This is a genomic window from Nonomuraea sp. NPDC050643 (genome assembly GCF_040654715.1).
Taxonomy (GTDB): domain Bacteria; phylum Actinomycetota; class Actinomycetes; order Streptosporangiales; family Streptosporangiaceae; genus Nonomuraea.
This window is the reverse complement of the sequence record NZ_JBFAIM010000006.1, coordinates 268,344-287,047: the sequence shown is the minus strand read 5'-3', so window position 1 is coordinate 287,047 and position 18,704 is coordinate 268,344. Positions and strand designations below refer to the sequence as shown.

Here is an 18,704-nt window from a genome sequence, read left to right as displayed (position 1 = left end):
GGAAACCCGAAATGCGTAAGACTCTCGCGATCGCCGCACTCGCCGGCTCGATGGCCGTCACCGGCCTCGCCCTCAGCCCGGCCGCCCAGGCCACCACCCAGTCCGCCGCCCAGGCCGCCACCGCCGGCACCCAGTCCTACGGAAGCTGGGGCAAGTTCTTCTCCAGCGACCGCAAGGCGTACACGTACGGCAAGACGTGGAAGTCGGGCGGCAAGGTCCACACGAAGTGGTACGGCGTGGACAAGAGCGGCGGCAAGAAGGGCTGGGTCTGGTTCGAATACTACCAGAACGGCGGCTGGCACAAGTTCAACAAGTCCTGGGACGGCAAGGTCGTCGGCTCCTGGAGCGGCCGCGGGATCAAGAAGGTCTACACCTACACCTGCTGGGCCGGCAAGTTCGACAACTGCGGCAAGAAGTACCGCATCTACTAGACCGACCAGGTGTGGCCCGGCACGGGGGGTGCCGGGCCACACCCATGTCACCGTTTCACCGGAAACGATCGGTGGCCTCGATGAGCCGGTGCAGCGTCCCGGGCTCCGCCCCGGCGTGCCCGGCGTCCTCCACCATGTGGAACTCGGCCTCCGGCCAGGCCAGATGCAGGTCCCAGGCCGCCTCGGGCGGCGTCTTGATGTCGTAGCGCCCGTTGACGATCACGCCCGGGATGTGCCTGATCGGGTCGGCGTCGAGCAGCTCGCCCTCGTCGAGGAAGCAGGCCTGGCGGAAGTAGTGGGCCTCGATCCGCGAGAACCCCACCACCTCGCGGTCGCTGAGGGGCGGAAGCGGTACGGGCAGCAGCGTGTTGGCGGACAGTTCCCACGCGGCCCAGGCCCACGCGGCCGGGACGTGCACCGCCGGGTCGGGGTCGAACAGCCTGCGGTGATAGGCGGCCACCAGGTCGTCGCGTTCCCCGGCCGGAATGTGGTCGCGGAAGGCCGCCCACTCGGCCGGGAACAGGCACGCCGCGCCCGCGCCCGTGAAGGCCCACGTGGCGTTGGCGGCCCCGGCCAGGTAGACGCCGCGCAGGACGAGCTCGCTGACCCGCTCCGGGTGCCGCCGCGCGTACGCCAGCGCCAGCGTGCTCCCCCACGACCCCCCGAACACCAGCCACCGCTCGATCCCCAGGGCCTGCCTGAGCCGCTCGATGTCCTCGACGAGATGCCAGGTGGTGTTGGCCTCGAGCGACACGCCGGGGTCCCCGGCATGCGGCCGGCTGCGCCCGCAGTTGCGCTGGTCGAACAGGACGATCCGATAGGCCTCGGGATCGAAGAACCGCCGCTGGGCCGGCAGCACCCCGCCGCCCGGCCCGCCGTGCAGGAACACGGCGGGCTTGCCGTCGGGGTTCCCGCACACCTCCCAGTAGAGCTCCTGACCGTCTCCGAGGTCGAGCATCCCGGTCTCGTACGGCTCAATCGGCGGATAAAAGTCCCTGTATCCCATGATTTCTAGACATACCACCTCGGCCTACTCCCAGCGGAAGAACGCGGCGGCGACGGCCACCCCGATCACCACGCCGGCCGACAGGCCGATCAGGTGGGCGGCCGCGACGGGCGCGCCGGACCAGGCGGCCGACAGGGCCTCGACGGCGGCACCGAACGGCAGCCATTCACCGATCGCGCCGATCGCGCCGGGCAGGCTGTCCCGGCCGCCGAACATGCCCCCGAGGGCGCCGAGCACGAAGTACAGGGCCAGGCCGATGGCCACGGCGGAGTTCGGGGTGGGTGCGAGCGCGGCGACGATCATGCCGACGGCGTACATGGCGGCCGTGGTCAGCGCGACCACGCCGACGGCCGCGCCGACACGCACCGGAGGCTGCGCGTCGAAGGCCAGCAGCGCCAGGATCCAGGCGGCGGCGATGCCGAGGCCCGTCTGCAGCACGCCGACGGCCACCTGGGCGACGAGGACCATCGCGGGCGAGGCCGGGGTCACCGCGAGACGCCTGAGGATGCCGCTCCGGCGGTAGTAGGCCAGGAAGCTCGGCGTGTTGATGATGCCGGTCGTGGCCACGACCATCGTGAACACCAGCGGCAGCACGTACACGTCGAGCGCCGTCCGGCCGTGCGCGAGCTCCTGCCGGCCGGCCGCGGAGGCGTTCATCACCAGGATCAGGATGGGCAGGCCGATCGGCACGATGAGCCCGGCGGTGTCGCGGGCGACCATCTTCAGCTCGCAGACCAGCAGCTCGGCCCAGGAGCGGAGACCGGGGCGGTGAACGGCGACATCGGTCATGGGGTGGCTTCCTCCTCGTTCTCCAGACGCCGCCCGGTCAGGGCGACGAAGGCGTCGTCCAGGGTCGCCTGCCGGCTGCGCGTCTCGGTCACCACGACGCCGGCGCGTACGAGGCCGACGCTCACGGCCTGGAGCAGGTCGCCCCGGCCCTCGACGACGACCCGGTCGCCGTCGACGCGTACCCGCTCGACCCCGTCCAGCCGTTCGAGGAGCCCGTCGGGCACCGGCTCCGTGGCCCGGAAGGTCACCCGCTGGGCGAACCCGGCCCCGCGTACGAGTCCGGCCGGCGAGTCCAGGGCGACGACCCGCCCCGCGTCGAGCAGCGCGACCCGGTCGCACAGCCGCTCGACCTCCTCCATGGCGTGGCTGACGAGCAGCACGGTGACGCCGGAGTCGCGCAGGTCCTCGACGGTGGACCACATCTGCCGGCGCGCCTCCGGGTCGAGCCCGGTCGTGAGCTCGTCCAGGATCACCACCCGTGGCCGCCCGGCCAGCGCCAGCGCGATCGACAGCCGTTGCTGCTGCCCGCCGGACAGGGCCGCGAAGCGCGTACGGCTCGACGCGGTCAGCCCCACCGACTCGATGAGCTCACCGGCGTCCAGCGGCGCCGGGTAGAAGCTCCGGTACAGCCGCACCAGCTCCGTGACCGTGAGCGCGGCGTGCAGATGGCTGGCCTGCAACTGCACGCCGAGGACCTGCCGCAGCCGGGCCCTGTCGCGCCGCGCGTCCAGGCCCAGGACGCGGACGGTGCCGCGATCGGGCCGCCGCAACCCGGCGATCAGTTCCACGGTGGTCGTCTTGCCGGCCCCGTTCCGTCCGAGGAGGCCGAAGATCTCGCCGGCGTCGATCGACAGGCTGACGTCGTCGACGGCGACCGTCGAGCCGTACCGCTTGTGCAGGTGGCCGGCCTCGACGGCGATGGATGTCGCGTTTCCAGGCATGTCCTCGACGCTAGGGGCGGGCGCGCCGGTGGAGCCTGTGCCGTTCGTCAGCCTTCGCACCCATGACTTTCGGCACCCCCGGGGCCTCCGGGGCCGCAAGTAGAGTGACGGCATGCGGCGAATCGGGCCGGACGCCTGGGCGGGCATCGCGGTGCTCCTGTTGTGCGTCGTGGTGGGCACGCCGACGCTGCTCAGCGAGGCCGGCATGCGGGTGCCCCGGGCGCTGTGGGCCTCGCTGTTCGTGGGGCTGCTGGTCACGCTGATGATCTCCGCCGTCTGCGACGAGCACCGCCCCTGGACGGCGCGGGTCTCCTACGGCATGGCCGTCGTCCTGGGCTGGGCCACCGTCCTGACGGCGCCCAACGCCGGGTGGCTGCCGATCCTGCTGGTCTTCACGGCCACGATGAGCGCGTACGTCCTGCCGCTGTGGGCCGGCCCGGTGGTGATCGCGCTCAACACCGTCGTCATCGCCCTGACCATGAACGGCACCGGCGGCCGTGCCACCGAGGTCTTCGTCGGCACGTTCCTCTACCTGCTGATCCAGTCGGCGACGTTGCTGAGCAGCGTCGCGATCATCCGCGAGCAGCGGATGCGCCGCGAGCTGACCGAGGCGCACATCGACCTGCGGGCGGCCAGCGTCGTCCTCGAGGACTCCGCCCGCACCCACGAGCGCCTGCGCATCGCCCGCGACCTGCACGACCTCATCGGCCACCAGCTCACCGCGCTCACCCTCGAACTGGAGGTGGCCCGCCACCACGACGGCCCCGCCGCCCGCGAGCACGTCGAGCGCGCGAACCGGGTGGCCAGAGACCTGCTCGGCGACGTGCGCAAAACCGTCGGCCGGCTCCGCGCCGACGCGCCCGACCTCCGCGAGTCCCTGACCGCCGTGGTCCGCGACATCCCCGGCCTGGACATCAGCGTACGGATCGACGACGACGTACGGACCACGGAAGAGCTGACCTTGACGCTCATCCGCGTCGTCCAGGAGATCGTCACCAACACCATCCGCCACGCCGACGCGACCTCCCTGCGGATCCACATCGAGCGGACCCCCGACCACACCCTGCGGCTGACCTCCGTCGACGACGGCCGCGGCAGCCGCGAGGTCACCCCCGGCAACGGCCTGCGCGGCCTGACGGAGCGCATCGACGCGATCGGCGGCGAGGTGCGCCTCGACGGCAGCGACGGATTCCGCGTCACGGCCAGGATGCCCGCGCGATGATCCGGGTGCTCGTGGTCGACGACCAGACCCTCGTCCGGCAGGGGATCCGCAGCCTGCTCGACCTGACCGACGACATCGAGGTGGTGGGCGAGGCCGAGGACGGCATGGCCGCGCTGGCCGCCATCGAGGAGCACGCCCCCGACGTCGTCCTCCTCGACCTGCGCATGCCCCGCCACGACGGCATCTGGACCCTCACCGCCCTGCGGGAGCGCACGACCGGCGCGCCGCCGGTGCTCGTGCTCACCACGTTCGACAGCGACACCCTGGTCCTCGACGCGATGCGCGCGGGCGCCTGCGGCTATCTCCTCAAGGACGTGACGCTGGAGCAGCTCACCCGGGCCATCCACACCCTCGCCGACGGCGGCACCCTCATCTCCCCCTCGATCACCGACCGCCTCCTGCGCGCCGTCCGGCGCCGCCGCCCGCCCGACGCCGACGACCTGCCGCCGATCCAGCGGCTCACCGAGCGGGAGCTGGAGGTGCTGCGGCTGGTGGCGGAGGGGTACAGCAACCGTGAGATCGCGCGGGCGCTGTTCCTGGCCGAGGGCACGGTCAAGAACCACGTCTCGACGGTGCTGCTCAAGCTCGGGGCGCGAGATCGTACGAACGCGGTGTTGCGGGCGCTTCACGAAAACGTCCTCGGCTGACATTTCCGAATTTAATATGAATTAAGTTCATAAAGGACTCTTTTCCGGACATCTTTGCTGCCGGTAAGGCCTCACTTGTGATACCGGCGTTGAATGGTGTCAACGCGTTCCCCGCCTCGAACGTCGCCCTTGCCCCTGCCACTCCCGCCTGGAGACCGTGGGGCCATGGGAGACGCCGGTAACGCGCGCGGCCGGGTACTGGGACTCACCGTGCTGACCAGTTCGGTAATGGCGGCCGTCGCCGTGCTCCTCGGCCTGGAGGCGATGAGCTGGGTCGCCGCGGGCATCGCCGTGGTGCTCGGAGTGATCGCTCTGTTCAGCGGGCCCACGGGCACCGGGGGCGGCGGCTTCCGTCTCCCCGCGGGCCGGGGCCAGCAGGCCATGCTCGTCGGCGCGGCAATCGTTCTCGGCGGGGCCGTGGCCCTCCGGGCCGTCGTGAACCCGGCCGGATCGGGGGCGGACCCGGCCGGCTCGACGGCGGGCCCGACGGCCCCGGAGGTGAAGCCGACGGCCCCGAAGGCCACGACCTGCCCGAAACCGCCCGACCCCACCACCCGGGCCGTGCTCACCTCGACCCCTTCCGCGTCGTATCCCGGCTTGGGGATCAAGTCGATGATCTACAGCCTCACGTACAACGGTGAGGACTTCATGCATCTGGAGATGACCGGGCAGATCACCGGCGAGGTGCCGGACGATCATCTGCTCTATCCCTTCGGATCCGCCGACCCGAGAACCCGCGACGCCTACGGCAACGCCGGCAGCGACCACCTGTTCTGGGGCAAGGACGAGCTGATCGAACCCGACCCGGACGGCTGCTGGTCCAAGCCGCGCCGCCAGTTCGGCGGCTACCCCGGCGCCCGGGGCCTGACGTTCCGCTATCACCTGGGGCTGGTCCCCCAATCCCGGCTCTCCTGCCTGAGCGCGCTGGTGTCGACCAAGAAGGGCCAGGATCACGGCCAGGAGCCCAAGGAGCTGGCGAGGTGCGGCATCACCTTGCTGGGCTACGCCCACATCCCCACCGACCCCCTGTGACCTACCCCTGACGGGCGCCGGCCCGCCACACGTCCGTGATCGACCTCGTGGCCGTGATGTCCGTGGTCGGGTCGCCGTCGACCAGCAGCAGGTCCGCGCGCAGACCCGGCGCGACCCTGCCGCGGTCGCTCAGGCCGAAGCAGCGGGCCGGGAGGCTCGTCGCCGCGCGCAGGGCCTGTTCCGGGGTCAGGCCCGCCTCCGTCAGGAGGAGGAGCTCGTGGTGCAGCCCCGCCCCGTGGACCGGGCCGAACGGGGTGGCGTCCGTGCCGGCCAGCACCGGCACACCGGCGCGCAGCAGGGCCGCCGCCGCGTGCGCCGCGTTCAGCACCCCCTGCGAGTGCATGGGGATGTCCGTGAACTCCCTGCCGAACGTGGCCTTCGAGCGGGCCGACATCCGCCCGGCCGTGCGCGGGTCGCGCAGGAGCTCGGCCTGGCCGGGGTCTCCGGTGACGGCCTCGATGAAGGTGATCGTGCTGACCACGAACGCGTCATAGGACGCGATCCTGGCCGCCAGCTCGTCGGCGTCCTCCCGGTCCACGTCCGAGTACAGGTGGGCCAGCCCGTCGACGCCCGCGTCCAGGGCGACCAGGGCCTCGCGGGCGGTGACCGTGTGGGCGACGACCTTCAGGCCGGCGGCGTGGCCCGCCTCGACCAGGACGGCGGCCACCTCCGGGGTGAGGGCCGGGAGCTTCATGCCGGACACCGCGCCGTCGTCGATGGCGATCTTGAGGTAGTCGGCGCCCTCCGCCAGCCGCGCCTCCACGAACGCCTTGGCCTGGCCCGGATCGGCGACGGTGTCGAGACCGCCGTCGGCGCCCAGGGCCGCGAGGACGTCCGGCGTCATGATCTGGGTCGGGTGCCCGCCGGGGGCGGTGGCGATCATGCCGGAGCTGCGGAGGTCCGCCACGTCGTCGCGTTCGGCGGCCTGGCGGCGCTGGACGGCCAGGACGGACGGCAGGTTGTTCATGTCGAGTTCGGTGGTGACGCCGAACTTCAGCGCCTCCTCCAGGTCGCCGTCGAAGGCGTGCGCGTGGGCGTCGATCAGGCCCGGCAGCAGGGTCCGGCCCGTGCCGTCCACCTCGGCCTCGGCGGGGCCGCCGGGCTCGGCGATGCGGTCGCCGTCGATCAGGACGTCGGCGCCGGCCACGGTGCGCTCGCCGTCGAAGAGGCGGACGTTGCGGATCAGGGTGCGCATGACTCTCTCCGTGCATGTAGTTAGATGTCGTACTATCTACTAACAGAATAGTACGACATCTAACCAAAGGCCCGCGCCTCCCGTCCGGAGACGGGAAGCGCGGGCCTGGTCGGGTCAGTGCGAGTACGCCTGGAACTCGGCTGCCCTGACCTGCTCCCGCTGCGGGCTGGCCGTGGCGCAGTCCGTCGACGAGTTCGGGTCGTTGTCCTGCTCGCCCAGATACAGCGGATTACCGGTGCACTGCGAGCTCAGCACCCGGAACATCAGGTGCGTGGCGCTCGTCGTGCGCACGTCGAACGACTTGAAGATCAGGTCCGCGCCCCGGGGGCGTGGCAGCCCCGGGTTGAACGCGTCCGCCTTGCTGGTGTAGATCTTCTTGAAGCTCGCCGGGTCCGCGCAGTTCGCGGCGCAGGCCAGCACCTCGAACGAACGCAGGCCGGAGAAGCGGTTCTGCGCGCCGGGGTCGGCCGGGTCGCCGACGTTCGGCCTGAGCATGGCGCTCACCTGGACCCTGCGGACCTTGACCGGCGCGTCGCCCGCCAGATCCACCACGACCGACTTGCCCGCCGGCGCGCCGGTGAGCGAGGCCCAGTTGGTGGCCTCGGTCTCGTCGATCAGCTTGGCCTGGTTGACGCCGTCGCCCGTCGCCGTCGCGCCGCCCGCCGCCGAGGCGTGGTTGCGGGTCAGCAGCAGCGGAAGCGGCAGCTTGACGCCCGGGAGCACCGCGTACTTCAGCCGCTGGTGACCGAACCCGGCGCCCGCCACGACGAAGTCGTACAGGCCGGGGGTCATCTCGACCGTGTCGGTGAGGGGTGTGGCCGGGTCGGTGTCGGCGACCGGGACGACGCGGCCCTCGTAGTCGCCCACGTATAGCCGCAGCGCCGCGTCCTTCGCCTCGCCCAGAGGCTTGAGCCGCAGGGAGCCGTTCCTGCCCTCGGGGTCGACGAAGCTCGGCGTCGGGTCGGGGTCGTTGGGGCCGGTGCTGGCCGCGCCCTCCCCCAGGCCGTGCTCGGCGAACGCGCGCCACATGATGTCCTGGTTGGCGCCGCCGAAGCGGATGGCGTCCGCCGCCAGCAGCGCGTTCCTGTGGTCGACGTAGCTGACCGCGCCCGAGGCCATCAGCAGCAGGGCGTCGAACGAGAGCTGGATCCAGCGCCGGTTGCCCGGGCACCGGTCCACCGGCGTCGCGCCCTCGGCGCAGGAGCGCTGCTGCTTGGCGCTGCCCTGGCCGTACCGCTTGACGAAGGCCGCCCGCACGTCGAACTGCGTGGCCGACCAGATCTCGCCGTCCGCGTGCACCTGCTGGCCGACGAGGTCGTAGTTGAGGTCGCTGTAGTTCAGGGGCGACTTCGACATGTCGTAGTTCCGGATGCCGCGCGACTTGTCGCCGGTGACGTAGCCACCGGTGACGTACGGGGTGTTCCCGGCGGGCCGGAACCCGAACTCGAAGAGATGCTCCATCGCGAACAGGTCGGAGGTGCTCTCGTTCATGGCCCCGGCCTGGGCCCCGCTCCAACCGGCGTTCGGGCCGCCGATCATGCGGCCGGAGATCGCGTGCGTGTACTCGTGGCCGATGACCGACATGTCGTAGTCGCCGTCCACGCACGGCGAGTAGAACGCCCCGGCGACCGGCTGCCACAGGTACATGTTCGTGATCGGCGCGACCCCGTCCGGCCCGGTGATCTGGTTGGCGTTGTCGCGTACGGACAGGACGCGGGCGCCCGCCTGCGCGTTGCCCTGCTCGGGGTCGTTGCCGAGCCCGCCGCGCTCCCCGTTGTCCGCCTGCATGTTCCAGGCGGTCTCGGTGAACCCGAGCCGGTATGACCAGTCGTGCATGCGGTTGTGCATGGCGTTCAGGTTGGCGATGGCGGCCTCGAGGTCGTTCTCGCCGGGCTGGTCGAACACGGCCGGGTCGCACTTGGCCTCGTACCAGGTGTTCTTCCAGGGGTAGAGGTAGTTCCGGCTCGGCGTGAGCACGTTGGTGCGGGTGCCGACGGTGAACGGGTCGCCGCTGGCCCGGTTCTCGAACGTCCTGGCCGCGTTGCCCAGGCTCGTGTTCGTGGGCGTGTTCGTGGTGTGGTCGACGTCCCACGCCTTGCCCGTCGCCGGGTCGCCGCCGGTCACGTAGTCGCAGCCGGGGCCGGGCCCGAAGCACCAGGTCCGGCGGGTGTCGGCGGAGGAGTAGTCGTCACGCGGGTTCGCCGGGAAGACGTCCCAGCGCGGGTTGTCGGGGTCGAAGTGGTGGTCGACGAGGTTCTCCCGCGTCAGGATGCCGCCGCTGACGGCGTCCACATGCGTCGTGTACGCCGCCTCCTCCCCTTGGGCGCCCCCGATCAGCACCACCTGGTACGCGCTGTGCACCCCGTCGGGCGCCGGCACCGCCACAGGGGTGGCCTGCTTGGTGACCGCCTTCGCCAGGTCGATGCCGCCGTCCCTGGCCGCGATCTCCATGGCCTGCTGCGCGGTGATCGCGGCGGCCGGTGGCGCGCCCATCTGGCGGGACAGCGAGGACGTGACGTGCCTGACCTGCCCGCCGGCGGCCAGGCCGACCGCGACGAGACCGTCCACGCCGGCCGGCAGGTCGCCGAAGCGCTGGCGGAGCAGCACGGCGTGACCCGTGCCGATGGGGTTGACCGCGACCGTCTCGAGCGCGTCGACGGACGCGGCCGCCAGGCCGAAGAGGGCCTCGTTGTTCTTGAGGTAGGTCCGGGCGGCCTTGGCGGGGTCGGCGCCCAGACCCTCGGCCAGGGGCTCGGTGCTGGTGATGGCGGCCGGGGTGCCTAGAGCGTTCCAGTGAACGTCCGCGGCGGGTCCGGCTCTGCGTGCGGTGGCGCCCGCCGGCGGCGGTACGCGGCCTTGACGGTTGTCCACGTCGGGCTTGCCGTGGTTCTCCGCCTGGAAGTCATGGACCACCGGAGCCTGCCCGCCGGGTTCGCCCCGGGCGGCCCCTGCGAGGGGTAGAGCCGACGCTGTGAGCGCGACGACGACGAGTGTGCTGCGTAACCAGGGCTTGGTCGACACGTTTCCCTCCTGCGTGTCAGGGATGCACAGATTGCGCGCATCTGCGCAAGAGGAAACACCGCTCTATACCAAGAGACAAGATCTTGTAAAGTCCGAAATATCGGCGTATAAGCGGGCCATAAGTGCGGGACCGGTGGCCGGCGCCTCGGCGAACACGAAGAGTCGTTCTCAGCGACCATCCCTTACATGGAATGAGGGTTTTGTTCGCCGCGCCCAGCGCAGTTCCCGCACTGATCATTCAACCGCCGCCCCGCCTGCGCCGCAACCGAATTACCGGCGGGCGAAGACGGAGGCGTACACGGGCCGTCCGTGCTCGGTGACCACCTGGCCGGCCAGCCCGTCCCCGGTCAGGGTCGACAGCCGCAGGTCGAGGTAGCGCTCCTCCTCGACCAGGCCCACGTCGCCGCCGACGGCGGGCAGCCAGGTGGCCACCTCCGCCAGCCGGGCGGCCCGGTCGCGCGCCAGCTCCGCGCGCAGCCCGGCCAGGCTCTCCGCCTCGTACGGCACCGCATCCGTCCGGGCCGGCTCGGCGCGCCAGGCCGCGACGCCGTACGCGAAGCAGACCAGGGCCATCCACATCTCGGCGAAGTACGCCGCGTCGGGCGCCAGCTCCAGCCCCGCGAACCGGTCACCGACGAAGAACAGCGCCCCGAGCTGCCCCGGCATCAGCTCCAGCCGGCTCTGGAACTGCGTCAGCGTCGACCGCTTGCGCGACAGGATCTGCTCCAGGTGCCCCCGGGAGGGCAGCCCGTACGCGCGGTTGAGCTCGCTGATGTCCGGCCAGAGCTTGGCGTAGTCCTTGCGCCCACGCAGCTCCAGCGCCCGGGCCCGCAGCTCGACGGGCAGCACGAAGAACCACTGGTCGCGGCCCTCCAGGTAGCCGCCCTGGCCGGCCTGGACGCAGCAGGCGTCGTCGAAGCGCCTGGTCTGCCCGGCGCCGAGCAGCGCCGCGGCGCACAGGGCGTGGTTCTGCGCCTGGTCCTGGATGTAGCCGAGGTGCAGCGGCACGATCGACACGCCCTCGCGGGCGCCGTTCTGCAGCTCCACCTGGCCGTAGCCGACGACGCGCTTGAGCTTGAGCCCGGAGCGGGGCGCCACGATGCCGGGACGTTCCGGGCCGTGGATCGGCACCATGGTCAGCGCGCCGGCGCGCTGCGGGGTGCCCGCCTGGTGACCGCGCAGGTCGAGCGGCGTGGGCAGGAGTGTGTCGAGGCTGGTCATGTCGGTCCTCCTTCCGGTCGGGTGAGCAGCCGGGTGAGCATGGCGGATCGGATCCACTCCCGTCCGGGCGCGCAGTGGCCGAAGATCCACGGCAGCAGCCCGGCGAGGTCGTCCTGGTGCCAGAACGGCCGGCGCGGCAGCTCCGGCGCGGGGTCGCGCAGGGTCAGGTCGTCGCCCCGGCTGAACGTGGCCTGGCAGAGCACCACGGGCGTGGTGACGCCGGCGCGCGGCAGCGTGGCCGCCACTCTGGCCAGGTCGCCCGGCAGGTGGTTCTCGTAGCCGTCGGTGACGATCACCACCAGGTCGGGCGCCGTCTCCAGGGCGTCGAGCAGGCCGCCCGCCAGGTCGGTCGTGCCCCGCGGGTCGTGCTCGGCGCCACCGGTCTCGACGACCGTGAGCCGGTCGCAGAGCTCGGCCAGCACCAGCCGCAGCGCCGCGGCCTGCGACATGACCGCCCACTCGCGCTCGCCGTAGCCGCGCATGGAGCCGGAGGTGTCGAGCACCATGGCCACGTCGCCGGCCAGGCGGGGCAGCCCGCGGACGGCCTCGGCCACGTAGCCGGCCAGGGCCGGGCGCAGCTCCGCCGCCGGTCCGCCCCGGTAGAGGTGCACCAGCGTCGCGGCGATGTCGCCCCGGTTGGTGGGCGTGACGATCGGCTGGTGTTCCGTGGCCGGGTCGAGCGGGACGGGTGGCTCCTGCGGGGCCGTGGCGCCGTACGTGCCGGGCGCGTACAGGGCCCGGACCCGCGCGATCGCCGTGGCCGGGTCGGAGGTGAAGCGCAGCAGGCTTGTGCGCAGGTGCTCCGAGCCGGTGTCGCCCTCGGCGATCAGCCGGGCGCAGCCGCGCGCGGTCGCCTTGCCGAGCGCGTGCTCGAAGCAGTCGACCAGGGCCGGGCGGCGCGCCTCGATGAGCGCGTCGGCCTCCGGGTGCTCCAGGACGAACGCGACGGCGGCCCGGGTGGTGTGCTTGTGGTTGGCCCGTAGCCGCCGCACCGCCAGCAGCGCGGTGACGGCCTGCGCGGGCGGCAGGCCGAACATGAGCGCCCTGGTGACCTTGGCCAGCGTGACGCGGGTCCGCTCGCCGAGACCGTCCTGGGAGGTGGCCAGGGTCTGGAGCAGCACGCGGGCGCGCTGCCAGGGGAGCACACCGGGCACCAGCGCGAGCAGCGCGTACCCTTCGGGGTCGCTCCGCTGGGCACTCCGGTGGAGCTCCGCGTCGTCCCAGACCGGCCCGCCGCCCCTGGACAGCACCAGTGGGACGTCATGAGTCCGGAAATGCGTGAGAAGAGTTGGGATTTCCACGAGATGAAAGTTTAGGAATGTGCTTCGCGAAATCACATTGGTTTTTCGCGTACGGGCTGAATGCGAAAAGGCGGACGTCACCTTCTGACGTCGAGCCAGACCAGCCGGTGGTCCGAGCTGGGGAACGGGAACACGCCGGTCAGCCGCGACAGCGGGTCGCCCGATGGCGGCCAGAAAACGCCGCCGCCCGCGACCTTCAGCCGTCTGGCCGGCAGCACGTAGTCGGCTCGGAGGTTGCCGGGCGCGGTGTCGGAGAAGTCGGCCGTGTCGTACTTCGGGTCGCCGGTGTGCGTGGCGTTCGCGCCGCCCTGCAGCGCGGCGGCCTCCACGGCGCCGGCGCTCGACGGCGCGAACCGGGCGTCGATCCGGGGATGGCCGAGAAGCTGGTGGATCGCGCCCTGATAGCTGTCGCCGTCGTTCGGGTCGGCGTTCTGGTCACCGGCGATCACGAACGCCGCGCCCGGCGCGAGCCCGCCGCGCCGGCCCCGGTCGTCGTAGAGGTAGCCGCCCCCGCCGGGGCGGGTGTAGTCGGCCCAGAACCTGATCTCGTCGTGGTTGCGCCGGCCGTTGCGGTCCTCCGCGCCGTCGAATGTCGGTGGCGTGGGATGGCTGACCAGGAAGTGCACCGTACGGTGCCCGATCCGGAGCGGCAGGTCCCAGTGGCTCTTGGACGACAGGCGCAGCACCCGCAACTCCTCCGCCGAGTACCAGCCGTCGGGCAGGACCGCGCCCGGCATGTCCTGCCACCGGAACCTCTGGAACGTGCGCACCTCGCGTACGTCGATCGGATGGCGCGAGTAGACCACCATGCCGAACTGCCCGGGAAAGGCCCCGAACCCGAACGCGTCGTCGCCGTAGCCGGCCGCGCCCGGCGTGGTCACCACGGCGCCGTCGTTGTTGAGGTCGAAGCCGGAGGCGAGGCCGGTGTTGCTGGGGGCGGTGAACCGGTGCGGGTAGGTGATCGGCCGCGCCCCGCCCTGCCCCACCGACAGGTAGTTGTCCTGGAACAGCCGGGCCGCCGTGCCGGCGGCGTCGAAGTCGAACTCGTTGATGAGCAGCACGTCGGGGCGTGCCCGCTGCACGATCTCGGCGATGACCTTCGCCTGCGCGTTGCCGGGCGTGGACAGGTCGGCGACGAGCCGCCCCTCGGCGGCGCGGTTGAGCGAGGCGTTGAAGGTGGCGAACCGGACCCGGTCCGCGGCCTCGGCGGGGCCCGCCCAGAGGGGCACGACGGCGGCCGCCACGACGACGGCCAGAGCACACCGGAAGAGGATCGTCACGATGCTCACCTCGCCCGGATCATGGCATCTCCCGGCGGCGAGCGCCAGTAGGCTTTTCCGTTGGAACCGGCGCGGAGGGGGTGCACATGCCGACGTCATCGAGCGGCCGGCCGCGTCCGCAGCTCACGGGGTCTCAGGGCGGCGAGCCGAAATATCAGGCCATCTACCGGCATCTGCTCGCCCAGATCGACGGCGGCGAGCTCGAGCCCGGCCAGCCGCTGCCCTCGCAACGGGAGCTCGGCACCTACTACGGCGTCAGCCTCATGACGGTGCGGCAGGCCCTGCAGCGGCTCAGCGCCGAGGGCCGCATCGAGCAGCGGCACGGCCTGGGCACGTTCGTGGCCGGGACCGTGATCCCCTACGGGCTCAACAGCCTGGGCAGCCTCGCCGAGGGGCTCGCCGGGCAGGGCATCGACCTGGAGACGGTGCTGCTGGGCGTCCGCCGGCCGCCGGCCCCGGCCTGGGTGGCGGCCGAGCTGGGCCTTGAGCCGGGCACCGAGGTCACGGCCATCGAGCGGCTGCGGGTCGTCGACGGCTCCCCCGTGATCCACCAGCTCTCCTACGTGCCGCCGGGCCCGGCGGCCGAGCTGGGTGACGACGAGCTGGGGCGGGTGCCGCTCTACCGGCTCATCGAGGAGCGCGGCGGGGCGTCACCGGCGTGGGCGACCGAGGCGATCAAGCCCGTGGTCCTGTCGGAGGAGCAGGCGGCCCTGCTGCGCCGGCCGGCCGGTGGGGCGGCGCTCATGAGCACCCGGGTGACCTACGACGCGGCCGACCGGCCCCTGCTGGCGGACCGGGCCCTGATGTGCGCGTCCCACCTGGTCTTCACCACCAAACGCCAGGCAACCCAAGAACCGGCCGTCACCCTGCGCCTGGACCACTGACCACCGCCGCCCACCGGCCCGCGCCCCTTCGGACGAGATCCAAGGCCGGCGGGCATCCGGACTTCACCGTGCTCCGGGTGTGGGTGGGTCAGGCCGGGACTCGTTGCCGGACTCCGGCCGCCAGCTCGCGGGCCACGGCCTCCACCGCCGCCAGCCCCGACGGTACGTCCGGGGCGTCCATCAGCGCGCGGACGAAGGCCGTGCCCACGATCACCCCGTCGGCGAACCGGGCGACCTCGGCCGCCTGCGTGCCGTCCCCCACGCCGAGCCCGACGCACACGGGCAGGTCGGCGACCTCCCGCGCCCGGGTCACCAGGTCCCTGGCGCCCGCGCTCACCGCCTCCCGCTCCCCCGTCACGCCCATCAGCGAGGCCGCGTACAGGAAGCCGCGCGACGAGCGGGCGGCCAGCTCGATCCGCTCCCGGCTGGAGGTGGGCGCGATGAGGTGCACGCGGTCGAGCCCGTGCCGGTCGGCCACCGCGTGCCAGTGGGCCGCCTCGTCCGGGATGAGGTCCGGCGTGATCAGCCCGGCGCCGCCCGCCGCCACCAGGTCCGCGGCGAACCGCTCCACCCCGTAGCGGTCGACCAGCGTCCAGTACGTCATGACCAGCGCGGGCACCCCGGACAGCGCCCGGACGGCGGTGAACCCGTCCGCCGGGGTGGCCCCGCCCGCGAGCGCCGCCTCGGTGGCCCGCTGGATGACGGGCCCGTCCATGAGCGGGTCGGAGTACGCCAGCCCGACCTCCACGACGTCCACCCCGCCGGCGACCATGGCCCGCATCGCCGCCACGGACGTGGGCACGTCGGGGTACCCGGCGGGCAGGTACCCGATGAGCGCCGCCCGGCCCTCCCGCCCGGCCCGCTCGATGGCCTCCCGCGCGCTCACCGCGGCCCTTCCACTCACGGTCCCGGTCACGCGCCCGTCGCCCCCTCGGCCGGCTCGTCCAGCAGGCCGAAGTAGCGGGCCGCCGTGTCCACGTCCTTGTCGCCGCGCCCGGACAGGTTCACCAGCACGACCCCGCCCGGCCCCAGCCGCCGACCCTCCCTGAGCGCGCCGGCCAGCGCGTGCGCGCTCTCGATCGCCGGGATGATCCCCTCGGTACGGCACAGCAGCTCGAACGCCTCCATGGCCTCCGCGTCGGTCACCGACTCGTAGCGGGCCCGGCCGCGCTCGTGCAGCCAGGCGTGCTGCGGCCCGACCCCCGGATAGTCGAGCCCGGCCGAGATCGAGTGGCTCTCCAGGGTCTGCCCGTGCGCGTCCTGCAGCACGTACGTACGCGCCCCGTGCAGGATCCCCGGCGAGCCCCCGGAGATGGCGGCCGCGTGCCGCCCGATCTCGAGCCCGGCCCCGCCCGCCTCCAGCCCCACCAGCTCGACCACGGGGTCGTCCAGGAAGGCGTGGAAGACGCCGAGCGCGTTGGACCCGCCCCCGACGCAGGCGCAGACGACGTCCGGCAGCCGCCCGGCGAGGTCGAGCACCTGCTGCCGGGCCTCCGCGCCGATCACCCGCTGGAACTCGCGCACCATCACCGGGAACGGGTGCGGACCGGCCACCGACCCGATCAGGTAGTGGGTGTGCTCGACGTTGGTCACCCAGTCGCGCATGGCCTCGTTCATGGCGTCCTTGAGCGTGCGCGAGCCCGACGTCACGGGGACCACCCGGGCGCCGAGCAGGCGCATGCGGGCGACGTTGAGCGCCTGGCGGCGCATGTCCACCTCGCCCATGTAGACCACGGCCTCCAGACCGAACAGGGCCGCGGCCGTGGCGGCGGCCACGCCGTGCTGGCCGGCGCCGGTCTCGGCGATGATCCGCCGCTTACCCAGCCGCACGGTGAGCAGCGCCTGGCCCAGCACGTTGTTGATCTTGTGGGAGCCGGTGTGGTTGAGGTCCTCGCGCTTCAGCAGGACGCGCGCGCCCCCGGCGTGGCGGGCGAACGTCGGCGCGTCGGTGAGCAGGCTCGGCCGGCCCGCGTAGTCCCGGAGCAGCGCGTCGAGCCGGCCGAGGAACTCCGTGTCCGAGATCGCCTTGCGGTACGCCACGTCGAGTTCGTCCAGCGCCGCCACCAGCGCCTCGGGCGTGAACCGCCCGCCGAACCCGCCGAAGTACGGCCCGTCGTGCCCGGAAAGCCCGTCGTCCACGAGCCCTCACCACCCATCGTGTTCTAGTCTTCTAGAACAGTTCTACACGATGGACGGCCGCGCCGCCACCTCCCCTCTCCAGGCCACCTGCGGAGCCACGCGATCGGCCCAGGCCGACAGGACGTCATCGAGTTGCGGCAACTGGGACTCCAGCACCGCCAGCCCTGGCGTCGGCACGAACGCGCCCAGCTCCACCAGCAGCGGCCTCAGGTGCACCTCGACCGCCAGCGCGTGCTTGGCGTCGCCCATGACCAGCAGCGGCAGCGCCGCCTTCCCGGCCAGCGCGTCCGGGGGCAGCCGGTCGAGGAACGCCTTGAGCAGCCCGGTGTAGGTGCCCTTGTAGGTCGGGCTGGCCACCACCAGCACGTCCGCCTCCCGTACGAGCTCCAGCGCGACCTCCACGCCGGGCGAGGCTCCGGGCGAGAGGAGGTGCGGGCCGAGCGCGGACAGGTCCACCACGTCGTGGGAGCCCACGGCCGACAGCCGCAGCCCGACCGCGCGCGCCGCCGCGCCGGCCACGGCCAGGGTCCTGGAGCCTTCTCGGGGGTTGCCGACCAGGGTGACGATGCTCATGAGGCCACTGCCACTTCGTAGCGGGAGCGGGGTCTTGCCAGGCCATAGTTGTCGCGCAAGGTGCGTCCTTCGTACTCGTACCGGAAGAGGCCTCTGACCTGCAGCTCGGGCACCACGTGGTCCACGAAGTCGGACAGGCCCGCGGGCAGGATCGGCGGCATGATGTTGAATCCGTCGGCTGCGCCGCCGGAGAACCATTCCTGGATCTGGTCGGCGATCTGCTCCGGCGTGCCGGCCACGACGCGGTGGCCGCGGCCGCCCGCCAGGCGGCCGATGAGCTGCCCGACCGTGAGACGCTCGCGCCGGGCCAGGTCCACGACGAGCTTGCGGCGGCTCTGCGCCCCCTCCGTCTCGGCGGGCACGTCCGGCAGCGGCCGGTCCAGGTCGTCCTCGGTGAGCTCGAGGCCGGTCATGCGGGAGAGCTGCGCCAGGCCGTACGCGGGGATGATCAGGTCTTCCAGCTCCTTCTCCAGTCGTAGCGCCTCCCGTTCGGTCGAGCCGATGATCGGCGAGATGCCGGGCAGGACGAGCAGTTCGCCGGGCCCCCTCCCGTTGGCGGCCAGCCGCCGCTTGATGTCGGCGTAGAAACTCCTGTCCCTCCTCCAGGGTCTGCTGCGCGGTGAAGACGGCCTCGGCGTGGCGGGCGGCGAACTCCTTGCCCTCCTCCGACGACCCGGCCTGGACCAGCAGCGGATGCCCCTGGGGCGACCGGGAGGCGTTGAGCGCCTCGGCCTCGCCGGCGGAGGTGACGATGTTCCAGCCGGCCCGGCCGCCGCTGATGTGGTCGAGGGAGGCGAACTTGCGGGCCACGTGGAAGGGCTCGTTGTACGTCGTCGAGACCGTGGCGATGAGCCCGACGTGGTCGGCGATCCTGGCCAGCTCCTGGTAGTGGCGGACGTCGGTGAGGCGGGCGGGCTCGGTGCGCGGGTGCCGCCAGGCGGCCTCGTGGTGGCCGACACCCATGAGGAACGCGTTCAGGCGCAGCCTTCTCGTCACGTGGTCTCCCAGCCGGCCTCTTCGGC

General features: G+C 72.3%; 16 protein-coding genes and 1 pseudogene. 5 read left to right on the top strand and 12 right to left on the bottom strand.

The genetic code is table 11. The features are described 5' to 3' along the window. The first annotated feature begins 11 nt into the window (after positions 1-11). Positions 12-431 (top strand): hypothetical protein, encoded by a 420-nt coding sequence (locus AB0I15_RS10575; RefSeq protein WP_358092735.1) that lies wholly within the window; start codon positions 12-14, stop codon positions 429-431. A 55-nt stretch (positions 432-486) separates the two neighbouring features. On the opposite strand, the gene pip is transcribed toward AB0I15_RS10575, so the two are convergent. Genes pip through AB0I15_RS10560 form a run of 3 tightly spaced genes read right to left on the bottom strand, consistent with a single transcriptional unit; the run spans position 487 to position 3,167 of the window. Then, complete coding sequence (pip, locus tag AB0I15_RS10570) at positions 487-1,437, bottom strand: prolyl aminopeptidase (protein WP_358092732.1); 951 nt, start codon at positions 1,435-1,437, stop codon at positions 487-489. 24 nt (positions 1,438-1,461) lie between these two features. Then, positions 1,462-2,226, bottom strand: coding sequence for an ABC transporter permease (locus AB0I15_RS10565; protein ID WP_358092729.1), 765 nt, complete (start codon positions 2,224-2,226; stop codon positions 1,462-1,464). Beyond that, complete coding sequence (locus tag AB0I15_RS10560; protein WP_358092726.1) at positions 2,223-3,167, bottom strand: ABC transporter ATP-binding protein; 945 nt, start codon at positions 3,165-3,167, stop codon at positions 2,223-2,225. The genes AB0I15_RS10565 and AB0I15_RS10560 overlap by 4 nt, the downstream gene beginning before the upstream one ends. 112 nt (positions 3,168-3,279) lie before the next feature. Here AB0I15_RS10560 and AB0I15_RS10555 point away from each other — a divergent pair, with 112 nt between their 5' ends. From AB0I15_RS10555 to AB0I15_RS10545, 3 genes are all read left to right on the top strand, one after another. Next, positions 3,280-4,389, top strand: a complete 1,110-nt coding sequence (locus AB0I15_RS10555) for a histidine kinase (protein WP_358092724.1) — start codon at positions 3,280-3,282, stop codon at positions 4,387-4,389. Further along, entirely contained in the window at positions 4,386-5,036 is a 651-nt protein-coding gene (locus AB0I15_RS10550; RefSeq protein ID WP_358092721.1) for a response regulator transcription factor, read from the top strand. The genes AB0I15_RS10555 and AB0I15_RS10550 overlap by 4 nt, the downstream gene beginning before the upstream one ends. Before the next feature lie 165 nt (positions 5,037-5,201). Next, positions 5,202-6,068: a hypothetical protein gene (locus AB0I15_RS10545; RefSeq protein WP_358092718.1), complete on the top strand. Its 867-nt coding sequence runs from the start codon at positions 5,202-5,204 to the stop codon at positions 6,066-6,068. 1 nt (position 6,069) lies between these two features. Here the strand turns inward: AB0I15_RS10545 and AB0I15_RS10540 are convergent, their stop codons facing one another. The 5 genes from AB0I15_RS10540 to AB0I15_RS10520 form a co-directional block, all read right to left on the bottom strand. Further along, positions 6,070-7,263, bottom strand: a complete 1,194-nt coding sequence (locus tag AB0I15_RS10540; RefSeq protein WP_358092715.1) for an amidohydrolase family protein — start codon at positions 7,261-7,263, stop codon at positions 6,070-6,072. A 114-nt stretch (positions 7,264-7,377) separates the two neighbouring features. Next, complete coding sequence (locus AB0I15_RS10535) at positions 7,378-10,284, bottom strand: M36 family metallopeptidase (protein ID WP_358092712.1); 2,907 nt, start codon at positions 10,282-10,284, stop codon at positions 7,378-7,380. Positions 10,285-10,554: 270 nt separating this feature from the next. Further along, on the bottom strand, positions 10,555-11,505 hold the full coding sequence (locus AB0I15_RS10530) for a DUF6569 family protein (RefSeq protein WP_358092709.1): 951 nt from the start codon (positions 11,503-11,505) through the stop codon (positions 10,555-10,557). Then, complete coding sequence (locus tag AB0I15_RS10525; protein WP_358092706.1) at positions 11,502-12,806, bottom strand: vWA domain-containing protein; 1,305 nt, start codon at positions 12,804-12,806, stop codon at positions 11,502-11,504. The genes AB0I15_RS10530 and AB0I15_RS10525 overlap by 4 nt, the downstream gene beginning before the upstream one ends. A gap of 77 nt (positions 12,807-12,883) precedes the next feature. Continuing rightward, entirely contained in the window at positions 12,884-14,050 is a 1,167-nt protein-coding gene (locus AB0I15_RS10520; RefSeq protein WP_358092848.1) for an endonuclease/exonuclease/phosphatase family protein, read from the bottom strand. 122 nt (positions 14,051-14,172) lie between these two features. On the opposite strand from AB0I15_RS10520, the gene AB0I15_RS10515 reads away from it, so the two are divergent. Next, a complete protein-coding gene (locus AB0I15_RS10515) occupies positions 14,173-14,970 on the top strand; it encodes a GntR family transcriptional regulator (RefSeq protein WP_358092703.1) in 798 nt (265 codons plus the stop codon). 88 nt (positions 14,971-15,058) lie between these two features. On the opposite strand, the gene trpA is transcribed toward AB0I15_RS10515, so the two are convergent. The 4 genes and pseudogenes from trpA to AB0I15_RS10495 all read right to left on the bottom strand — a co-directional run bounded on the left by trpA (position 15,059) and on the right by AB0I15_RS10495 (position 18,678). Then, positions 15,059-15,856 carry a tryptophan synthase subunit alpha gene (gene trpA, locus AB0I15_RS10510; protein WP_358092700.1) on the bottom strand — a complete coding sequence of 266 codons (798 nt, stop codon included), beginning with the start codon at positions 15,854-15,856 and terminating at the stop codon, positions 15,059-15,061. Between the two features lie 26 nt (positions 15,857-15,882). Continuing rightward, positions 15,883-17,109 carry a tryptophan synthase subunit beta gene (gene trpB / locus AB0I15_RS10505; protein ID WP_358092697.1) on the bottom strand — a complete coding sequence of 409 codons (1,227 nt, stop codon included), beginning with the start codon at positions 17,107-17,109 and terminating at the stop codon, positions 15,883-15,885. A gap of 42 nt (positions 17,110-17,151) precedes the next feature. After that, complete coding sequence (locus AB0I15_RS10500; protein WP_358092694.1) at positions 17,152-17,682, bottom strand: NADPH-dependent FMN reductase; 531 nt, start codon at positions 17,680-17,682, stop codon at positions 17,152-17,154. After that, positions 17,679-18,678: pseudogene (locus AB0I15_RS10495) on the bottom strand (LLM class flavin-dependent oxidoreductase). The gene AB0I15_RS10500 and the pseudogene AB0I15_RS10495 overlap by 4 nt, the downstream one beginning before the upstream one ends. Between the last annotated feature and the right edge of the window lie 26 nt (positions 18,679-18,704).

Bases quoted from the DNA above. Each gene is read 5' to 3' on its own strand.
- AB0I15_RS10530 (WP_358092709.1), bottom strand. From the start codon at position 11,505: ATGACCAGCCTCGACACACTCCTGCCCACGCCGCTCGACCTGCGCGGT.
- pip (WP_358092732.1), bottom strand. From the start codon at position 1,437: ATGGGATACAGGGACTTTTATCCGCCGATTGAGCCGTACGAGACCGGG.
- AB0I15_RS10500 (WP_358092694.1), bottom strand. From the start codon at position 17,682: ATGAGCATCGTCACCCTGGTCGGCAACCCCCGAGAAGGCTCCAGGACC.
- AB0I15_RS10550 (WP_358092721.1), top strand. From the start codon at position 4,386: ATGATCCGGGTGCTCGTGGTCGACGACCAGACCCTCGTCCGGCAGGGG.
- AB0I15_RS10565 (WP_358092729.1), bottom strand. From the start codon at position 2,226: ATGACCGATGTCGCCGTTCACCGCCCCGGTCTCCGCTCCTGGGCCGAG.
- AB0I15_RS10575 (WP_358092735.1), top strand. From the start codon at position 12: ATGCGTAAGACTCTCGCGATCGCCGCACTCGCCGGCTCGATGGCCGTC.
- AB0I15_RS10545 (WP_358092718.1), top strand. From the start codon at position 5,202: ATGGGAGACGCCGGTAACGCGCGCGGCCGGGTACTGGGACTCACCGTG.
- AB0I15_RS10540 (WP_358092715.1), bottom strand. From the start codon at position 7,263: ATGCGCACCCTGATCCGCAACGTCCGCCTCTTCGACGGCGAGCGCACC.
- AB0I15_RS10555 (WP_358092724.1), top strand. From the start codon at position 3,280: ATGCGGCGAATCGGGCCGGACGCCTGGGCGGGCATCGCGGTGCTCCTG.
- AB0I15_RS10515 (WP_358092703.1), top strand. From the start codon at position 14,173: ATGCCGACGTCATCGAGCGGCCGGCCGCGTCCGCAGCTCACGGGGTCT.
- AB0I15_RS10560 (WP_358092726.1), bottom strand. From the start codon at position 3,167: ATGCCTGGAAACGCGACATCCATCGCCGTCGAGGCCGGCCACCTGCAC.